General features: G+C 69.0%; 13 protein-coding genes and 1 pseudogene. 8 read left to right on the top strand and 6 right to left on the bottom strand.

The genetic code is table 11. The features are described from left to right. The first annotated feature begins 117 nt into the window (after window positions 1-117). The 4 genes and pseudogenes from RBB84_RS01780 to RBB84_RS01765 all read left to right on the top strand — a co-directional run. Entirely contained in the window at window positions 118-1,092 is a 975-nt protein-coding gene (locus RBB84_RS01780) for a pseudouridine synthase (protein ID WP_064255781.1), read from the top strand. A 74-nt stretch (window positions 1,093-1,166) separates the two neighbouring features. Next, complete coding sequence (locus RBB84_RS01775; protein WP_064255780.1) at window positions 1,167-1,958, top strand: hypothetical protein; 792 nt, start codon at window positions 1,167-1,169, stop codon at window positions 1,956-1,958. A 386-nt stretch (window positions 1,959-2,344) separates the two neighbouring features. Then, on the top strand, window positions 2,345-2,470 hold the full coding sequence (locus RBB84_RS01770) for a LuxR C-terminal-related transcriptional regulator (RefSeq protein ID WP_313906263.1): 126 nt from the start codon (window positions 2,345-2,347) through the stop codon (window positions 2,468-2,470). Between the two features lie 113 nt (window positions 2,471-2,583). Then, window positions 2,584-2,881, top strand: a pseudogene (locus tag RBB84_RS01765) (NAD(P)-binding protein); the annotation flags it as partial. Between the two features lie 90 nt (window positions 2,882-2,971). Here the strand turns inward: RBB84_RS01765 and RBB84_RS01760 are convergent. Further along, entirely contained in the window at window positions 2,972-4,735 is a 1,764-nt protein-coding gene (locus RBB84_RS01760) for a GNAT family N-acetyltransferase (RefSeq protein ID WP_064255779.1), read from the bottom strand. Window positions 4,736-4,790: 55 nt separating this feature from the next. Here RBB84_RS01760 and RBB84_RS01755 point away from each other — a divergent pair, with 55 nt between their 5' ends. Further along, on the top strand, window positions 4,791-5,570 hold the full coding sequence (locus tag RBB84_RS01755) for an alpha/beta hydrolase (RefSeq protein WP_064255778.1): 780 nt from the start codon (window positions 4,791-4,793) through the stop codon (window positions 5,568-5,570). Window positions 5,571-5,711: 141 nt separating this feature from the next. Here RBB84_RS01755 and ychF read toward each other — a convergent pair whose 3' ends face one another. Next, window positions 5,712-6,791, bottom strand: coding sequence for a redox-regulated ATPase YchF (gene ychF / locus RBB84_RS01750; protein ID WP_016693933.1), 1,080 nt, complete (start codon window positions 6,789-6,791; stop codon window positions 5,712-5,714). Between the two features lie 36 nt (window positions 6,792-6,827). Next, window positions 6,828-7,265 (bottom strand): hypothetical protein, encoded by a 438-nt coding sequence (locus tag RBB84_RS01745; RefSeq protein WP_082920984.1) that lies wholly within the window; start codon window positions 7,263-7,265, stop codon window positions 6,828-6,830. A gap of 172 nt (window positions 7,266-7,437) precedes the next feature. Between RBB84_RS01745 and RBB84_RS01740 the strand changes: the two genes are divergently transcribed. Continuing rightward, window positions 7,438-8,655, top strand: a complete 1,218-nt coding sequence (locus RBB84_RS01740) for an AI-2E family transporter (RefSeq protein ID WP_051424955.1) — start codon at window positions 7,438-7,440, stop codon at window positions 8,653-8,655. A gap of 7 nt (window positions 8,656-8,662) precedes the next feature. Here RBB84_RS01740 and RBB84_RS01735 read toward each other — a convergent pair whose 3' ends face one another. Together RBB84_RS01735 and RBB84_RS01730 are read right to left on the bottom strand one after the other, a co-directional pair. After that, window positions 8,663-11,641, bottom strand: a complete 2,979-nt coding sequence (locus RBB84_RS01735) for an SMC family ATPase (RefSeq protein WP_064255807.1) — start codon at window positions 11,639-11,641, stop codon at window positions 8,663-8,665. Further along, window positions 11,638-12,816 carry an exonuclease SbcCD subunit D gene (locus tag RBB84_RS01730; protein ID WP_064255806.1) on the bottom strand — a complete coding sequence of 393 codons (1,179 nt, stop codon included), beginning with the start codon at window positions 12,814-12,816 and terminating at the stop codon, window positions 11,638-11,640. Before RBB84_RS01730 ends, RBB84_RS01735 begins: the two co-directional genes overlap by 4 nt. 77 nt (window positions 12,817-12,893) lie before the next feature. Here RBB84_RS01730 and RBB84_RS01725 point away from each other — a divergent pair, with 77 nt between their 5' ends. Both RBB84_RS01725 and RBB84_RS01720 read left to right on the top strand, forming a co-directional pair. Continuing rightward, window positions 12,894-14,057 (top strand): DNA recombination protein RmuC, encoded by a 1,164-nt coding sequence (locus RBB84_RS01725; RefSeq protein ID WP_064255777.1) that lies wholly within the window; start codon window positions 12,894-12,896, stop codon window positions 14,055-14,057. Window positions 14,058-14,081: 24 nt separating this feature from the next. Continuing rightward, window positions 14,082-14,981, top strand: a complete 900-nt coding sequence (locus RBB84_RS01720; protein WP_024103284.1) for a DUF6542 domain-containing protein — start codon at window positions 14,082-14,084, stop codon at window positions 14,979-14,981. Window positions 14,982-15,059: 78 nt separating this feature from the next. On the opposite strand, the gene RBB84_RS01715 is transcribed toward RBB84_RS01720, so the two are convergent. After that, window positions 15,060-16,058, bottom strand: coding sequence for a 4-hydroxy-3-methylbut-2-enyl diphosphate reductase (locus RBB84_RS01715; protein ID WP_006553909.1), 999 nt, complete (start codon window positions 16,056-16,058; stop codon window positions 15,060-15,062). Between the last annotated feature and the right edge of the window lie 78 nt (window positions 16,059-16,136).

The raw sequence follows: 16,136 nt of genomic DNA, 5'->3' as shown, positions 1-16,136 counted from the left end.
CATGGTGGCAGAACGGTGTCGGCCGTCCCCGACGAGCATCTGTGAACCGCGCCTCGCTCTCCGATCGCGCCACCGCCGATCACCCGAGGCGCAGCTCACGTTGCAGCCGATGGGAGGATGGTGCCCGTGCCGATGCCCTCACCCTTGCCCGTCAGGAACGGGGTCGGGCCCACGCGACTGCGTGTTCCGACCTCCGGTCCGTGGTCGACGGTCGCCGAGTACGTCGTCGCACGCTTCGACCATCTCGACGCCGACGATCTCTACCGCCGCTTCGACGACGGCGAGATCGTGGGCATCGACGGAGAACCGATCGGTCGCAGCACCGAACTCCGAGAGCACCGGTTCGTCTGGTACTACCGCGATCTGCCCGTCGAGGAACCGGTGCCGTTCCACGAGGAGATCCTGTATGCCGACGACGACCTCGTCGTGGTCGACAAACCGCACTTCCTCCCGACCACTCCGGGCGGGCGCTACCTGCGCGAGTCGGCGCTCGTCCGGTTGCGCACCCGCCTCGACAACCCGGATCTGACACCGATCCACCGGCTCGACCGGGCGACCGCCGGACTCGTGATGTTCTCGGCCCGGCCCGAGACACGCGGCGCCTACCAGTCGCTGTTCGAGAAGCGCCGGGTCTCCAAGGTGTACGAGGCGGTGTCCGCACTGCCGGCGGAGTGGGATCCGGCAGCGCCGGAGATCGCCGGACGTCCGGTACCTGTGCTGTACCGCAATCACATCGAGGCGCGGCGCGGTGAGTTGCGCGTCGTCGTCGACGACACCCGCGAACCCAACTCGGAGACGCTGATCGAGGTGCTCGGATCCGGGATGAGTAGGTCGGGACGGGCCGTTCTGCACACCCTGCTGCGCCCGCATACGGGTCGGATGCATCAGCTGCGAGTACACCTGGCGGCGCTCGGTATCGGGATCCGCGGCGACCACTGGTATCCCGTCCTGCTGCCCGAGACACCGGACGACCATTCGCTCCCCCTCCAATTGCTCGCGCGGGAACTCGAATTCGTCGACCCCTTGTCGGGGGCTGAGCGTCGCTTCTCCACCCGACGCACCCTGGCCGAAGCACCGACCTCGCAGGACTGAGTGCGCCCGAGTGGATCCTGCTCGATCCTCCGAAAACTCCGACATGCCCGGCTTCACGAAATACGCTGGTAGGCATGACCAAGGTCGTCGACGGTTACCTCCGGTCGCCACTGTCGGGCATCGCACCGTGGATCCTCATGTCCGTCCTGTCGGCCCCGGGACGGTTCGAGGAAGCGGTGTGTTTCGCTCTCGGTCTCGTCCTGCTGACGATGTGGGTGGGCACGCGACGCGGCGTCAAGGTCCACGCCATCGACGTGTTCGGCGCGGCGTTCTTCGTCGTGCTGGCCGCGGTGGGCCTCATCGCGTCGGACGGGGTCATCGACTGGATGGAGATCTGGGCCGGTGAACTCACCAACATCGCGCTCGCGGTGTTCGTCTTCGCCACCCTGATCGCGCGCAGGCCGTTCACACTCCCCTACGCGAAAGAGGAAACGCCCCAGGAATACTGGACGTCTCCTCTGTTCATGAAGATCAATTACCTGATCTCCGCGGTCTGGGCCGGTGCGTTCACCTTCTCCGCCATCGTCGGATTCATCGGCGACGCCGTGATGCGCGACCCGGGCAACTTCTGGACCGGCTGGGTGCTCCAGCTCGCGGCGACCATCTTCGCGGTTTCCTTCACCGAGTTCTATCCGGACTACGCCGGTGCGAAGTTCGCGGCGGCGCAGGGCGAGTCCGAACCCGCCCCGTCGCTCCTGAAACTGATCGACTGGATACCGACGTTCGTGCTGGTCGCGGGCATCTTCGGGTGGGTCACCGACTCCATACCGGACGCGGTCGGGATCGGCATGATCGTCGTCGGCATCATCGGAAGCACCGTGATCGGCAGACTCTCGTCGAAGACCGAGAAGGCCTCGAAGACATAGCGGACTCGGGAGCAGCAATTCGGTCGATCGGCGGACGGGGCCATTCGAGCCGGTGAGAATGGGGCGAACCCGACCGGCACCCGAAGGAGACCCTTGCGGCGCCCTCGAACGGCTGCGGCGATCCGGCAGGCGCTGGCGTGACCTCGGCGCACCCTACGAACGTGCCCGGGTACGAGTGCTGCAGGGTCGATGCTGCGCCGCACTCGGCGACGACGATGAGGCCCGCCTCGAATTCGACTCGGCAGCATCGATATTCCACGGCCTGCACGCGTTGCCGGATCTACGTGAGCTCCGCGTTCCCGAACTCGCCGACGCACCGAACGGACTGACGCCCCGGGAGGTCCAAGTGTTGCGCGCCGTCGCCACCGGCAGGACGAAATCGAGCCATCGCCCACGAGTTCGTCATCAGCGAAAAGACGGTAGCCCGGCACCCGAGCAACATATTCACCAAGCTCGACGTGTCCTCACGAGCAGCGGCGACGGCCTATGCGTACGAGCATCGCCTGCTCTGACTGGTAGAACCGCCCATACGCCGCCACCTTCGATTGCACGCTCCTCCCGACGCGGCCGACGGACCGCAGTAGCTAACGTCGTCGGTGTAGTTCCCTCACTTCGGGGAGTCGTCATGACCGTCCACAGCGCACCCCAACAGATCGACACCGTCGTCATCGGCGCAGGTCAGGCGGGCCTGTCCGCCGACTACCATCTGGCTCGTCGCGGCCGTCCGTTCCTCATCGTCGACACGAACCGACGCATCGGCGACAACTGGCGCTGCCATTGGAACTCGCTGCGCCTGTACAGTCCCGCCGGCTACGACGGACTGCCCAGCATGCCGTTCCCGGGCGACCCCACACCGCTCCCCCACCAAGGACGAGCTCGCTGACTACCTGGAGTCCTACGCCTCCCGATTCGACCTGCCCGTATTCGGTACAGGACACGCTACACGTCGAAGCGGAACTCCACCGCGTCGCCGTCGGCCACGACGTAGTCCTCGGCCATCGAGTCGGCCGACGTCAGAGCGCCCGCTCGAGTCCAGCCTGGGTGCAGCCGTAGCCGAGCCGCGCGCCGAACGCTCGGGCCTGCTCGTCGGCCGGGTCTATGGCGATCTGTGCGAGCGTGGCACCCCGGTTCCGGCCGTGATCGTGGGCCCACTCGAGCATGGCTGTGCCGATGCCTCGGGAACGTTCGGACGAGGCGACCCGGATTCCTTCGACGAGCAGGCGGGTGGCACCGCCACGGAACAGACCCGGCACGATCGTCAATTGCATTGTGCCGACGATCCGGCCGACCTCGTCGCGTACCACCGCAAGATAGTGCGAAGGGTCGCGAGCGACGGCGTCGTAGGCCTCTTCGTAACGGGCGAGTTCCACACCGTCGCAGGCGCTCTGCTCGTCGCCGGAGAGCAACCCGACGATCGCCGGTACGTCGGGTCGGCCGGCACGTTGCACCCGATAAGTCCTGTCGCCCAAGCGGATCAGCCCACCGACCGATTCACGGGCGCGTGCCTGCAGCCGGGCGACGAGCAGGTCCAGCCAGCCACCGACGTGCCGCCGGGCCTCGACGGTGTCGGGATAGCGGCACCGCAGGTGCAGTCCCGAGTCGTCGAGGATGAACCACAACATCACCCCATCGGTGCGGATGGTCGCGCCGACGTACTGTGCCTCGAGGCCCGTGGCGTCGACCCGGACAGGAAGCCTGCGCAGGTCCAGCCAGGAGATCGCGAACATGCCCGGGGCTTCCGGCATCCCACCCCACGGGCGCAGGATGTCCTCGAGCGGCCAGGATCCGAGCCGGACCGCCTCCTTGACCGCGTCCGCGGCCGCACGAGGTTCGGGGACGGACGATTCGAGCACCGAGTTGGTGATGAACCAGCCGACGGAGTCGTGCCAGGTGGCGTCGTACCGGCTGTGCACCGGGAACACCGCCCGTAACGGGGATCCGGCCAGTTCGAGGGTCACCTCGGTCATGGCCACGACCACCAACGCGAGAGTGGAGACCCCGTCGTCCTTGGCCTGGGCGGAGAAGGCGGCGCTGTCGTCGACGTCGAGCACGTCGCGCACCTCCACGCGTTCGCGTTGGAGGCTCGCCACTCCGAGGGAGAGCGGGAAGCGCGGCATCACGTCGCCGCTGGCAGCGAGCACCTCTGCCCAGCGCTCGTGGACCTCGGCGGGTGCGGCCGGACGGTCCTGCAGTGCCCGGGTGTGTTCCGCGAAGGCCGGTGTCGGCGGCAGGGACGGTTCCCGTCCCGCGCGCACGGCGGCGAGGGCGGCGAGCAGGTCGCGGGCGATCACCAGCATGGACCACATGTCGACGTGCGAGTGATCGGCGGCGACCACGACGGTCGGTTCCGTGGCGGTCTCGAGCACGCACAACCGGTGCGACGGCCGGTTGTAGGGCGAACATGCGCTGTCGAGGACGTCCCGGAGGGCGTCGTTGACGGCCTGACCGGGGCCGATCGGATGTTCGACCCAGCCGCCCGGGCGGATCTCGGCCTCGTGCAGGCGCGGCTCACCGTCGTCGCCGTGGGTGAACACCGAGCGTAGAGTGCCGTGCCGCGCGATCACGGCCAGCCATGCGGTCGCGAGGTCGTCGGGCGAGACCGGCTCGAACAGACGGAAGGACAGAGCCATCCAGGAGCCGGGACGATCACCCGCGCCGACGTGCCGCCGCTGGTCGAACGACACGGGAAGCGCCCGGCCGAGCCCCGCGACGGTGACGTCGTAACCGAGCAGTCGGCCGAACGGCAGGCGCAGGTGCGCCACATTTGTCAGCCGCATGCCGGGTATCCTAGGCGCCTTCTCCAGCAACTGCTTTCCGACATCGGGAGACGACGTGCCGACCTTCAGTGTGCCGGGGGCCGAACTCGACGTGGAGCTGAGCGACGAGGGTGGCCACCCGGTCGTCCAGCTCCACGGACTGACCTCGAGCCGCCACCGCGACCGCCTCATGGACCTCGACCTGGGCCGCGGGCTCAGCGGCACCCGGCTGCTGCGCTACGACGCGCGGGGGCACGGCCACTCGACCGGGCGTGCGGTGCCGGAGGACTACCGCTGGCCGGTGCTCGCCGACGACCTGCTGCAGCTGCTCGACCACTACTTCCCCGGCGAACGGGTCCACGGGGTCGGACCGTCGATGGGCACCGGGACCCTGTTGCACGCGGCGGTGAAAGATCCGGAGCGCTTCAGCAGCCTCACACTGCTGGTGCCGGCGACCGCTTGGGCCACCCGCGCCGCGAAGGCCGCCGAGTACCGGGCCGCCGCCGATCTCATCGAGCAGCAGGGACTGGCGGCGTTCCTCACACGTGACCTGAATGCACCACGACCACCGGCCACCGTCGACGCGCCCGACACAGTCCCCGACGTCACCGAGGAACTGCTGCCTTCGTTGTTCCGGGGCGCCGCACTGAGCGACCTGCCCGATCCGGAGGCCGTGTCCGGCATCGACATTCCGGTGACGGTGCTGGCATGGATCGACGACCCCGCCCATCCGATGTCCACAGCGGAGGCGCTGATGGGTCTGCTCCCCCACGCGAATCTGGAGATCGCGTACACCCCGGCCGATCTCGCGCAGTGGCCGAGCATCCTCTGCGAGGACGTCGCCCGGCACGGTTGATTCCGTCGGCAGGCCGGACAGTTCCTACCGCGGCTACGGAATGGGGAGCGCCGAAACGATTTCGGTGTTCCCGACCTCGATATACGGGGTCGAGAACACCGAAATGCGGATGGCTACGGAGGACCGCCCCGATGTCGTCCGTCAGACGTTGAAGCGGAACTCCACCACGTCGCCGTCAGCCATGACATAGTCCTTGCCCTCCATGCGGACCTTGCCCTTGGCCTTCGCCTCGGCCATCGAACCGGCCGCGTCGAGGTCGGCGAACGAGACGATCTCGGCCTTGATGAAGCCGCGCTCGAAGTCGGTGTGGATCACGCCGGCCGCCTTGGGAGCGGTGTCGCCCTTTCGGATGGTCCAGGCTCGCGATTCCTTCGGACCCGCCGTCAGGTAGGTCTGCAGACCGAGAGTGTGGAAACCGGCGCGCGCGAGTTGCTTCAGACCGGCCTCGGTCTGACCGATGGATTCGAGCAGCTCCATCGCCTCGTCCTCGTCGAGCTCGAGGAGCTCGGACTCGACCTTGGCGTCGAGGAAGACGGCGTCGGCCGGTGCGACGGCCTTGCGCAGCTCTTCCTTACGCTCCTCGTTGGTGAGGACGGCTTCGTCGGCGTTGAAGACGTACAGGAACGGCTTGGCGGTGAGCAGGTGCAGGTCGCGCAGCAGCTCGCCCTTCACCTCGGCTTGGGCGGAGAAGATGGTGCGGCCGTCCTCGAGGATCGCCTGCGCCTTCTTCGTCTCCTCCAGCTGGGCGACGAGTTCCTTGTTCTTCCGGGACTCCTTCTCGAGCCGCGGCAGCGCCCGCTCGATCGTCTCCAGGTCGGCGAGGATCAGCTCGGTCGCGATGACCTCGATGTCGGCCATCGGGTCGACCTTGCCCTCGACGTGGACCACGTCGGGATCGTCGAACACGCGCACGACCTGGCAGATGGCGTCCGCCTCACGGATGTTGGCGAGGAACTTGTTGCCCATGCCCTCACCGGCGGAGGCCCCCTTGACGATGCCGGCGATGTCGACGAACGACACCGTGGCCGGGAGGATGCGCTCGGAACCGAAGATCTCGGCGAGCCGGTTCAGTCGCGGATCGGGCAGTTCGACGACGCCGACATTGGGCTCGATGGTGGCGAACGGATAGTTCGCTGCCAGCACATCGTTCTTGGTCAGCGCATTGAACAGCGTCGACTTGCCGACGTTGGGAAGACCGACGATTCCGAGGGTAAGGCTCACGGAATCGGTATTCTACGCGGCCGTCCGCCGCTCATTTCACCCGCACGCCACCCGCACCAGTTGCGCGATGCGCGCTGCCTGGTCCTCGTCGGGCACGGTCGATCCGTTGGCCGCGACTTCCTGAACCTTCGCGTTCACTTCCTGGTCGGATGCACCATCGTCGAGGAGAGGGCAGGTCTCGGTGACGATGGACTCGATGTCCTGCGTCTCCCGGTCGGCCGACAGCTGCGGGTAACCGGTGCGGAAGGCCGCGACGAAGACATCGAGCTTCGCCTTGTCGAAGATGTCGCCGGCCCGCTCGGCCGCGCTGGACGCGACGCTCTGCACCGACGAGATGGCGCCCTCTGCCTGCTCCTGAACGCTCGTGACCGCGACATCCGCCGAGGAGCGCACGTCCTCGTCGCTGGGAGTGTCGTCGGAGCTGCACGCGGTGAGCGCGAAGGCGGCGGCGATCGCCACAGTCGCAGCGGACACACGCAGGCGTCGGGTCGTGCTCGTTCGGTTCGTCACGTTTCGAGAATGCCACGGCAGGGGACCCTTCAGCGCCGTTTCCGGCGTGTCGTCCGGACCACGCGCGGCGCTCGGTGACCGTAGATTGGCGACTGTCGATCGGTATCGAGCTCGATACATGTCGGAAGGACCGTCGTTGACCGAATCGAAGACCGCGCCCAGCGCAAACAGCAGTGGGAAGCCGTCGGCTGAACCCGACCGCGGGAGCCTGCTGGGCACGGGCGGAATCTGGCTCGCCAAGTGGTCGGCCTGCCTGGTCGTCATCGCCGCCGGTGCGGTGGTGATCGGCTGGATCATCGAGAAGATGTGGGTGATCGTGCTGCCGGTCGCCCTCGCGATCGTCGTCTCCACCATCCTGTGGCCCCCCACCCGCTTCATGACCAAACGCGGCGTTCCTCCGGCTGCTGCGGCCGGCCTGACCCTCGTGATGTTCTTCGCGATCGTCGGCGGCATCATCGCCGGCATCGTCCCGTCGGTGGTCTCCCAGATGCCCGACCTGGCCAACAAGGCCACCGAAGGCATCAACACCGTGCAGGAATGGGTGAAGGGACCCCCGATCAACCTGCGCGACGAACAACTCGACAACGCCGTCCACGCGGTGGTCGAACGAGTGCAGGGCAGTGCTGCCACCATCGCGGGCGGTGTCTTCTCCGGTGTGAGCACGGCGGGCTCGCTGCTCGTCACACTCGCTCTCGTCCTCGTGCTGACCTTCTTCTTCATCAAGGACGGCCCGCGCTTCGTGCCGTGGCTGCACCGCGTGAGCGGTGGCCGCGCCGGACGTCACCTCGAAGCGGTACTCGGCCGCATGTGGGACACGCTGGGCGGGTTCATCCGCACGCAGGCCCTCGTGAGCTTCATCGACGCCCTCTTCATCGGTATCGGCCTGCTGATCCTCGGAGTCCCGCTCGCACCCGTCCTGGCGATCCTCACCTTCATCGGCGGGTTCATTCCCATCGTCGGTGCGTTCGTCGCGGGTGCGTTGGCAGTCCTCGTGGCGCTGGTCGCCAACGGTTTCACGACCGCGATCATCGTGCTGGTCCTCATCATCGCGGTGCAGCAGATCGAGGGGAACGTGCTGCAACCGGTGCTGCAGTCGCGGTCGATGAACCTGCATGCGGCCGTGGTGCTGCTCGCGGTGACGGCCGGCTCGTCGCTGTTCGGGATCGTCGGTGCGTTCCTGGCGGTGCCGGTCGCGGCGGTGGCCGCGGTGGTCATCCGCTACATCGGCGAACAGATCGACGAGCGCGCCAGTGAAGGCGAGGACGACGAGACGAAGGCACTCCCGGCTCCGGGCGACACCTCGGTGCCCGATCCGAAGCCGGCCTCTCCGGCACCGGCCGCCTCCGAGGACTGAGGGGCGGTCAGCTCGCGACGCGGACGGTCGATCCCGAGCGACCACGGATGACGTGTAGCCTGCTCGGGATCCGCTGCCGCATCTCGTCGACGTGACTGACCACGCCCACCACGCGGCCTCCCGCGCGCAGTTCGTCGAGCACCCCCATGACCGCTTCGAGGGCGTCGGCGTCGAGTGAACCGAACCCTTCGTCGATGAACATCGTGTCGAGCACGAGCCCGCCGGCCTCGGCGGCGACGACGTCGGCGAGGCCGAGGGCAAGGGCGAGGGACGCCTGGAAGGACTCGCCGCCCGACAGTGTCTTCGTCGATCGCACGGCGCCGGTGTACTCGTCGTGGATGTCGAGACCGAGACCGCCGCGACGCCCCCTGCTTTCGGCCGCGTCGGAGTGCACGAACTCGTAGCGACCGCCGGACATCCTGCGCAGGCGTTCGGAGGCGGCGTCGGCGACCTCCTCGAGTCGCGCCGCGAGCACGTACGAGCGCAACGACATCTTCTTGTCGTTCGACCCCATTCCGGCGACGACGTCGGCGAGCGCGGAGAGTTCGGCGTGTTCGTCGAGCAGCGGGACGAGTTCGGCGCAGGCACGCTCGAGTCGCCGGGAGTAGTTCTCGATGTCGAGGTGCCGGCGCTCGGCCTCGGTGGCCGCGCTCAGGGCGGCCTCGACCGCCGCGGCACCGTCGTCCACCGCTGCGCGCGCGGCCGTCACGTCAGCGACCTCGTCGCCGGTGAGGGCCGCGATCGCCGGGTCGTTCAGCGTGGAGGTAGCCACCGCGCGTTCGTCGTCGGCGGCGCGCAGGACGCGGTCGATCTCGGCGAGCCGCTCGGGTGTCCGGACAGCTGCGCGGGCGCTGTCGAGGTCGGTGAAGCCCGCCTCCGCGGCTGCGGTGCGGGCGGCGGCGGCGCGTTCGTCGGCGGCCGTGCGCGCCTGCAGGGCGGCGGTGCGGGCGTCGAGCAGCGCGGTGGCGGCGGCGGACAGTGCCGCGACCGTCCTCCGTCGCGGGGCGAGCAGGTCGAGGTCGCCGACGGCCTCGACGATGCGCTCGCGGATCTCCGTGATCTCGGCCGCGCGGACCGCGTCCTCGCGGGCGAGTTCGGACAGTTCGGCGTCGAGCCGCTTCTCCTGTTCGGCCAGCACCGTGTCGAGTTTGCGCAGGTCCTCGACTGTCGCGCGCAGATGGTCGAGCCGACCGGCGACGGTGGCGGCCTCGTTGTGGGCGCGGACCGCCTCGGCGTGGGCGGTGGTGAGTTCGGCGAGTTCGGCGTCGCCGCAACGCTGTCGGAGGACGGCGACGATCCCGGAGAGTTCGGTGACGGCCTCGCGTGCTTCGCTCAGCGCGGTGGCGGCGCGTTGCTCGGCGGCGTGGGCGCGTTCCTCGTCTGCCTTCGTCGCAGTGTCGGGAGCCGGGCGCGCGGGCTCGGGATGTTCGGTGGAACCGCAGACCATGCACGGTTCGCCGTCGGTGAGACGCGCGGCGAGTTCGGCTGCCATTCCGTCGATCCGGCGCTGCCGGACGTCGAGGTGCGCGTCGCGTGCGTCGTTGTATTCGGAGTGCAGTTGCAGTACCCGGGCTTCGAGCCGTTCGAGTTCGTTTCGGCGCGAAGCGAGTTCGGTGGCGGCGTCGAGCGCGTCGGCGGCACGGTCGCGTGCGGTGGACAGGCCGGGGAGCATCGCGGCTGCGCGTTCGGCCTCGGCGACCGCATCAGCAGCGGCGGTCGATCGTTCGGGCAGCGCGGCGCGCTCGTCGATCACCTGCCGACGCTCGTCGGTGAGGGCACGGCGACGTCCGGCGAACTTCTCGCGTTCGTTCTCGAGCTCGGTGAGACGACGACGGCGATCGAGTAGGACGTCGAGTCGCGCTGCCTCCGAGGACCATTCCTCGCATCGAGGTCGGATGATGTCGCGGTCGGCGGCGGACGACATCGGCCCGACAGCCTGGAGGAGTTCGCGTCCTTCGTCGTCGTTGCGGAGCGGCGCGGCGGCCGTCTCGGCGCGCGCCACGGCGGCATCGGCCTCGCGCGCGAGGCGGGCGGCCTCCCGATCGACGACCGCGACGCTCACCGCGCGATGCGCGGCGTCGCGTTCGGCTGTCACGGCGACGCGCTGCGTCTGCGTCTGCTCGAGTTCGGCAAGGATGTTCAGGGCGTCGCGGCGGCGGCGGAGTCGGTCGGCGAGAGCGACGGTCTCGTCGAGCCTGCGCCGGTTGACCTCGTCGACGGCGCGGACTCGTGCAAGCGCTGCGGCGGCGTCGTCGCGGCTCTCGGCGGCCTCGGCGAGCAGGCGGCCCGCCCATTCCACCGGATCGGCGTCGGCTCCCGCCTCGATCCCGGCCGACGCGGCCACCTTCGCCGCGAGCACTTCGACCTTCTTCTGTTGCTCGGCAAGCAGTTTCGTTCCGGCACCGCGCCGATCGCGGAACCACTGCTCGACGTCGCCGAAACGGGTGGTGTCGAACAGACGTTCGAGCAGCCTGCCGCGCTCCTCGCTGTTCGCACGCAGGAACCGGGCGAAGTCGCCCTGCGGAAGGAGCACCACCTGGAAGAACTGTTCGGCGCTCATCCCGAGCAACGACTTGACGACGTCGCCGATCTCCTGGGCGCGGGACAGGTTCTCCCCCGACCCGTCGAGCCAGGTGAGATTCGCCTTGGCCTGCTGCTTGATCGTGCCGGTGCCGCGCTTCTTCGGGCGTTCGAACTCGGGGCTGCGTTCGATGGCCAGACGGCGACCCGCGATGGTCGCCTCGAGCCGGACCGTCGGCACAGCACCCACCCGTGCGTGGTCGGACAGCAACCGGCGCCCCTCGGAGCGAGCACCGGGGACGGTGCCGTAGAGCGCGAACGCGACCGCGTCGAGGATCGACGTCTTGCCCGCGCCCGTCTGCCCGTGCAGTAGGAACAACCCATCGGCGCCGAGCTCGTCGAAGTCGATCTCGACGGTGTCGGCGAACGGACCGAAGGCCGTGATCTCGAGGTGGTGCAGTCTCATGCCGGCACGTCCGTCCGCCACTGCGTGTCGGTCTCGTCGCCGATGCCACGACGACGGTCGACCTCCCTCAACGCTTCGTCGATCCAGCCGCACTCGCGTTCGGACGGCTCGGAACGCACATCGGTGAGGAACGACGCGGCGATGTCGCGATCACTGCGCCCGCGCACCTTGTCGCGGTAGCTGCCCTCCGTGGACCCGGCCGGTCGCTGCCATTCGACGTGCACGGCGTACGGGAACCGCTCCTGCAGGCGACGCATGGCGTCGAGCGGGCGGATCGCGTCGGTCAGCACCGCGGAGACGTAGTGCTCCTCGACGGCGGCATGCGCCGGATCGGCGAGCAGATCGTCCAGTTCGCCTTCGAGACGAGTCAATTCGCGGATCACCGGGAGATCGACCCGCTCGACGGACGCCGCACCCGAGGCGTCGAGGTCGACGACGAAGACCGCCTTGCGGTGCGAGCGCTCACCGAAGGAGTACGGCAACGGCGATCCCGAGTACCGGACCGTCTCGCTCACCGTCTGCGGGGAATGCAGGTGACCGAGCGCGACGTAGTCGACACCGTCGAACGACGACGCGGCGACCGTCTCGACCCCGCCGACGGAGATGGACCGCTCGGAGTCGCTGGGCTCGCCACCGACGACGAAGGCGTGCGCCAGGACGACCGTGCGGCCGTGCCGATCCGCGACATCGGCGCGCACGCGTTCCATCGCCGCGTCGAGGATCTGCTGGTGCGAACGGGCCTCGGGCACGCCGAGCTCGGCGCGGGTGATCTCGGGTTCGAGATACGGGATGCCGTAGAAGCGGACCGGGCCGTGCTCGTCGTGCAGGACGACAGGGCTGTCGATCTGAGATACGCGGGTGATCAGGTGCAGACCCCCGTGCGCGGCGAAGGCAGCGCCGGCACCGAGCCGGACCGGCGAGTCGTGGTTGCCGGAGGTGGCGACGATGATCGCCCCTGCCTCACGGATGGCCTCGAGGCCGGCGTTGCACACGGCGACCGCGTCGGAACTCGGGATCGACCGGTCGTACACGTCGCCCGGCACGACCACCACGTCGATCCGGCGTTCGGCCACCAGATCGGCGATGGCCCGCAGCGCACGCGCCTGGTCGGCGAGCAGGTCGACACCGTGGAAGGTGCGGCCGATGTGCCAGTCGGAGGTGTGCAGGATCCGCATGGGACAGACGGTAGAGGAGAGGACCGACATCCCCGGATGTCGGGTGGATGTCGCATCGATGAGGCATCATCCGCCACATGACAGCACTCACGGCACTCGGCCTGCTCGTCGCGCTCGGTCTCGGGGTGGTGCTCGGCTGGCTGTTGCGGGCCACCCGCGACGGCGAACGCGCAGCCCGTGCCGAGGCGCAGCTGGCAGCCCTGCGGGACAACGAGGAGCAGCTGCGTCAGTCGCTGGCAGCGGTGAGCGAGGATGCCGCGCGCCGGCAGTCCGGTGCCATCGGCGACCAGGTCTCGCGGCTCGTCGGCCCGTTGAACGAGGCCGTGGGTGCGCTGGCCCGGCAGGTCGAACACGTCGAACGCAACCGCGTGCACGCCTACGCCGGGCTGAGCGAGCAGGTCGAGGGCATGCACCGCGCGTCGCAGCTGCTGTCCACGCGCACCCAGCAGCTGGTCACCGCGCTGCGTGCGCCGCAGATCCGCGGACGATGGGGCGAGATCCAGCTCGAACGCGTCGTCGAGCTCGCCGGGATGGTCCGGCACTGCGACTTCGACACCCAGGTGAGCAAGGACGGGGTGCGCCCCGACCTGCTCGTCTACCTCGCCGGTGGCAAACAGATCGTCGTCGACGCGAAGGTGCCCTTCGCCGCCTATCTGGATGCCGCCGAGGCCGAGGAGCCCGACCAGCGCGACCGGCACCTCACGCGCCACGCACGCCAACTGCGCACCCACATCGACCAACTGGCGGCGAAGGCCTACTGGGAGTCGTTCGACCCGACGCCCGAGTTCGTCGTGTTGTTCGTCCCCGGCGATCCGTTCCTCGATGCCGCGCTCGGCGCCGATCCCGATCTGCTCGAGCACGCCTTCGCCCGGAACGTCATCCTCGCCACACCGACCACGCTCGTCGCGCTGCTGCGCACGATCGCGCACACCTGGCGGCAGGAGGCGCTCTCCCGCGACGCCGCGACCATCCACCGATTGGGCCGTGAACTGTACCAACGGCTCGGTGTGGTCGGTTCCCACCTCGATCGGCTCGGCAACCAGCTCGGCAAGGCCGTCGATTCGTTCAACATGACGGTCTCGTCGATGGACACCCGGGTGGGCGTGACGGCCCGCAAGCTCCACGACCTGGAAATATTCGACGGTGAGGTGCCCGAGGTGCAGCGTGTCGACGCTTGGCCGCGACGCAGCACTCTGGCAGAAAGAGCAGTGGCGGACGGTCCTGTCGACGAAGCGAGCTGACATCGCCACGCTAATGTCTACGTTGTGTCTGCAACCCAACGTGCACGTTCGGCGGTGCCGCTCGACATGCGGTCGTTGGTGCCTACGGTGCCCGGTGTGCCCTGGTGGGGTGCCGTGGCGATCGCAGCCGGAACGACGCTTCTCGGGGTGCTGCTCGACAGCGCACGCGGGAACGAGCTGACCTCTGCGTTCACTGTCTTCTACGTGCTCGGCTGCGTCGCGGCCGTGGTGGCGGTGCGCTATCGCGGACTGTTCACGGCCATGGCCCAGCCGCCTCTGCTGCTGGTCCTCGCGGTGCCGATCGGTCAGGAGATCGTCTCCTCCGCCAGCACCGGCGGATTGAAGGATCTCGCGCTCAACGTCGCCTATCCGCTGGTGAACCGCTTCCCGGCGATGCTGGTGGCGACACTCCTGGCACTGGCCATCGGCGGTTTCCGGATCTTCGTGACCCGACAGAACACGGGAGTACGTGCCCGTGCGCCGCGAGAGCGGTCGAAGCCGCGGGCAGCGAAGACCGGAACCGCGAAGGACCGCCCCGCTCGCGCCGCGGGCGACCGGCCGACCCGCGCTGCGAACGACCGGCCGACCAGGCGTGCGGGCCGGGGGCGACCGGCGACGGCCACCCCTGCGGATGCACCTCGCACCGCTTCGGGCCGCGGGACGCCGGCCGCGAAGGCGTCGGTCCGGGAGGTCGCCGACACCCGATCCCGTCGCCGCGTCCGTCCCGAATCCCCGGCCGCCGAGCAGCCCGCTCCCCGGCGTGCCCGCGCTCCCCGACCTGCGGACCCGGTGCAGCCGGAGGTCCGCGAGCCGCGGCGCCGTCCGGCACCCGAGCCGGACACCGGTCGACCGGCGCCCTCCCCCGCACCCACGCAGGGCTACGAGCCGCCGCGCGTGCGGTACCGCGACCGCTACGAGGACTGACCCACACGACGAAGACGACCGGTCACGTGCCGATTCACGGCGGTGACCGGTCGTCTTCGCTCTACGGAACTACCCGGTTCAGCGACGCGACGCGCGCAGTTCGCGCGGCAGAGCGAACACCAGGGTCTCGTTGGCGGTCGTCACCGACTGCACGTCGTGGAAACCGCGCTCGTCGAGGAACTGGACGACGCCCTGAACGAGGATCTCGGGGACCGACGCGCCGGAGGTGATGCCGACGGTCTCGACACCCTCGAGCCAGGCCGGATCGATCTCCTTGGCGTAGTCGACCAGGTGCGCTGCCCGGGCACCCGCACCGAGGGCGACCTCGACGAGCCGCACGGAGTTCGACGAGTTCCGCGACCCCACGACGATCACCAGATCGCACTCGGGCGCCATCGCCTTCACCGCGACCTGGCGGTTCTGCGTGGCGTAGCAGATGTCGTCGCTCGGCGGATCCTGCAGCTGTGGGAACTTCTGGCGCAGACGCTGCACGGTCTGCATCGTCTCGTCGACGCTCAGGGTGGTCTGGGACAGCCAGATGACCTTCGACGGATCGCGCACGGTCACCGAATCGACGGCGTCGGGACCGTCGACGAGCTGCACATGGTCGGGGGCCTCACCTGCGGTGCCCTCGACCTCCTCGTGGCCCTCGTGACCGATGAGCAGGATGTCGAAGTCGTCGCGGGCGAAGCGCTTGGCCTCCTGGTGGACCTTCGTCACCAGCGGGCAGGTCGCGTCGATGGTGCGCAGCTGCCGGGCAGCGGCCGATTCGTGGACCGCGGGCGACACACCGTGCGCCGAGAACACGAGCACGGCACCCTCGGGCACCTCGTCGGTCTCGTCGACGAACACCACGCCGCGGTCGGCGAGCGTGTCGACGACGTGGCGGTTGTGCACGATCTCCTTGCGGACGTAGATCGGCGCACCGTACTTGTCGAGCGCCTTCTCGACGGTCTCGACGGCGCGGTCGACGCCGGCGCAGTAGCCGCGCGGCTCGGCGAGCAGGACGCGCTTTCCGGAGGTGGAGAGACCGGCGGACCGTGTGATCCCGACTTCGAGAGGAACAGGCGCAGACATACCTCCAGAGTACGGGGCGCGTCGGAGTGTGGCTTTCCAGCTCGCAGCCGACGTGCTCCCCGGCTACCAATCACGCCG

Source organism: Rhodococcus sp. D-6 (assembly GCF_040256695.1).
GTDB lineage: Bacteria > Actinomycetota > Actinomycetes > Mycobacteriales > Mycobacteriaceae > Rhodococcus > Rhodococcus pyridinivorans.
The sequence above is the reverse complement of the archived record's forward strand: the minus strand, read 5'-3'. Positions and strand labels throughout refer to the sequence as shown.

What these genes read in the sequence shown, in the direction of transcription:
- RBB84_RS01775 (WP_064255780.1), top strand. Translation starts at nt 1,167, where the DNA reads ATGACCAAGGTCGTCGACGGTTACCTCCGGTCGCCACTGTCGGGCATC.
- RBB84_RS01735 (WP_064255807.1), bottom strand. Translation starts at nt 11,641, where the DNA reads ATGAGACTGCACCACCTCGAGATCACGGCCTTCGGTCCGTTCGCCGAC.
- RBB84_RS01780 (WP_064255781.1), top strand. Translation starts at nt 118, where the DNA reads ATGGTGCCCGTGCCGATGCCCTCACCCTTGCCCGTCAGGAACGGGGTC.
- RBB84_RS01715 (WP_006553909.1), bottom strand. Translation starts at nt 16,058, where the DNA reads ATGTCTGCGCCTGTTCCTCTCGAAGTCGGGATCACACGGTCCGCCGGT.
- RBB84_RS01725 (WP_064255777.1), top strand. Translation starts at nt 12,894, where the DNA reads ATGACAGCACTCACGGCACTCGGCCTGCTCGTCGCGCTCGGTCTCGGG.
- RBB84_RS01760 (WP_064255779.1), bottom strand. Translation starts at nt 4,735, where the DNA reads ATGCGGCTGACAAATGTGGCGCACCTGCGCCTGCCGTTCGGCCGACTG.
- RBB84_RS01730 (WP_064255806.1), bottom strand. Translation starts at nt 12,816, where the DNA reads ATGCGGATCCTGCACACCTCCGACTGGCACATCGGCCGCACCTTCCAC.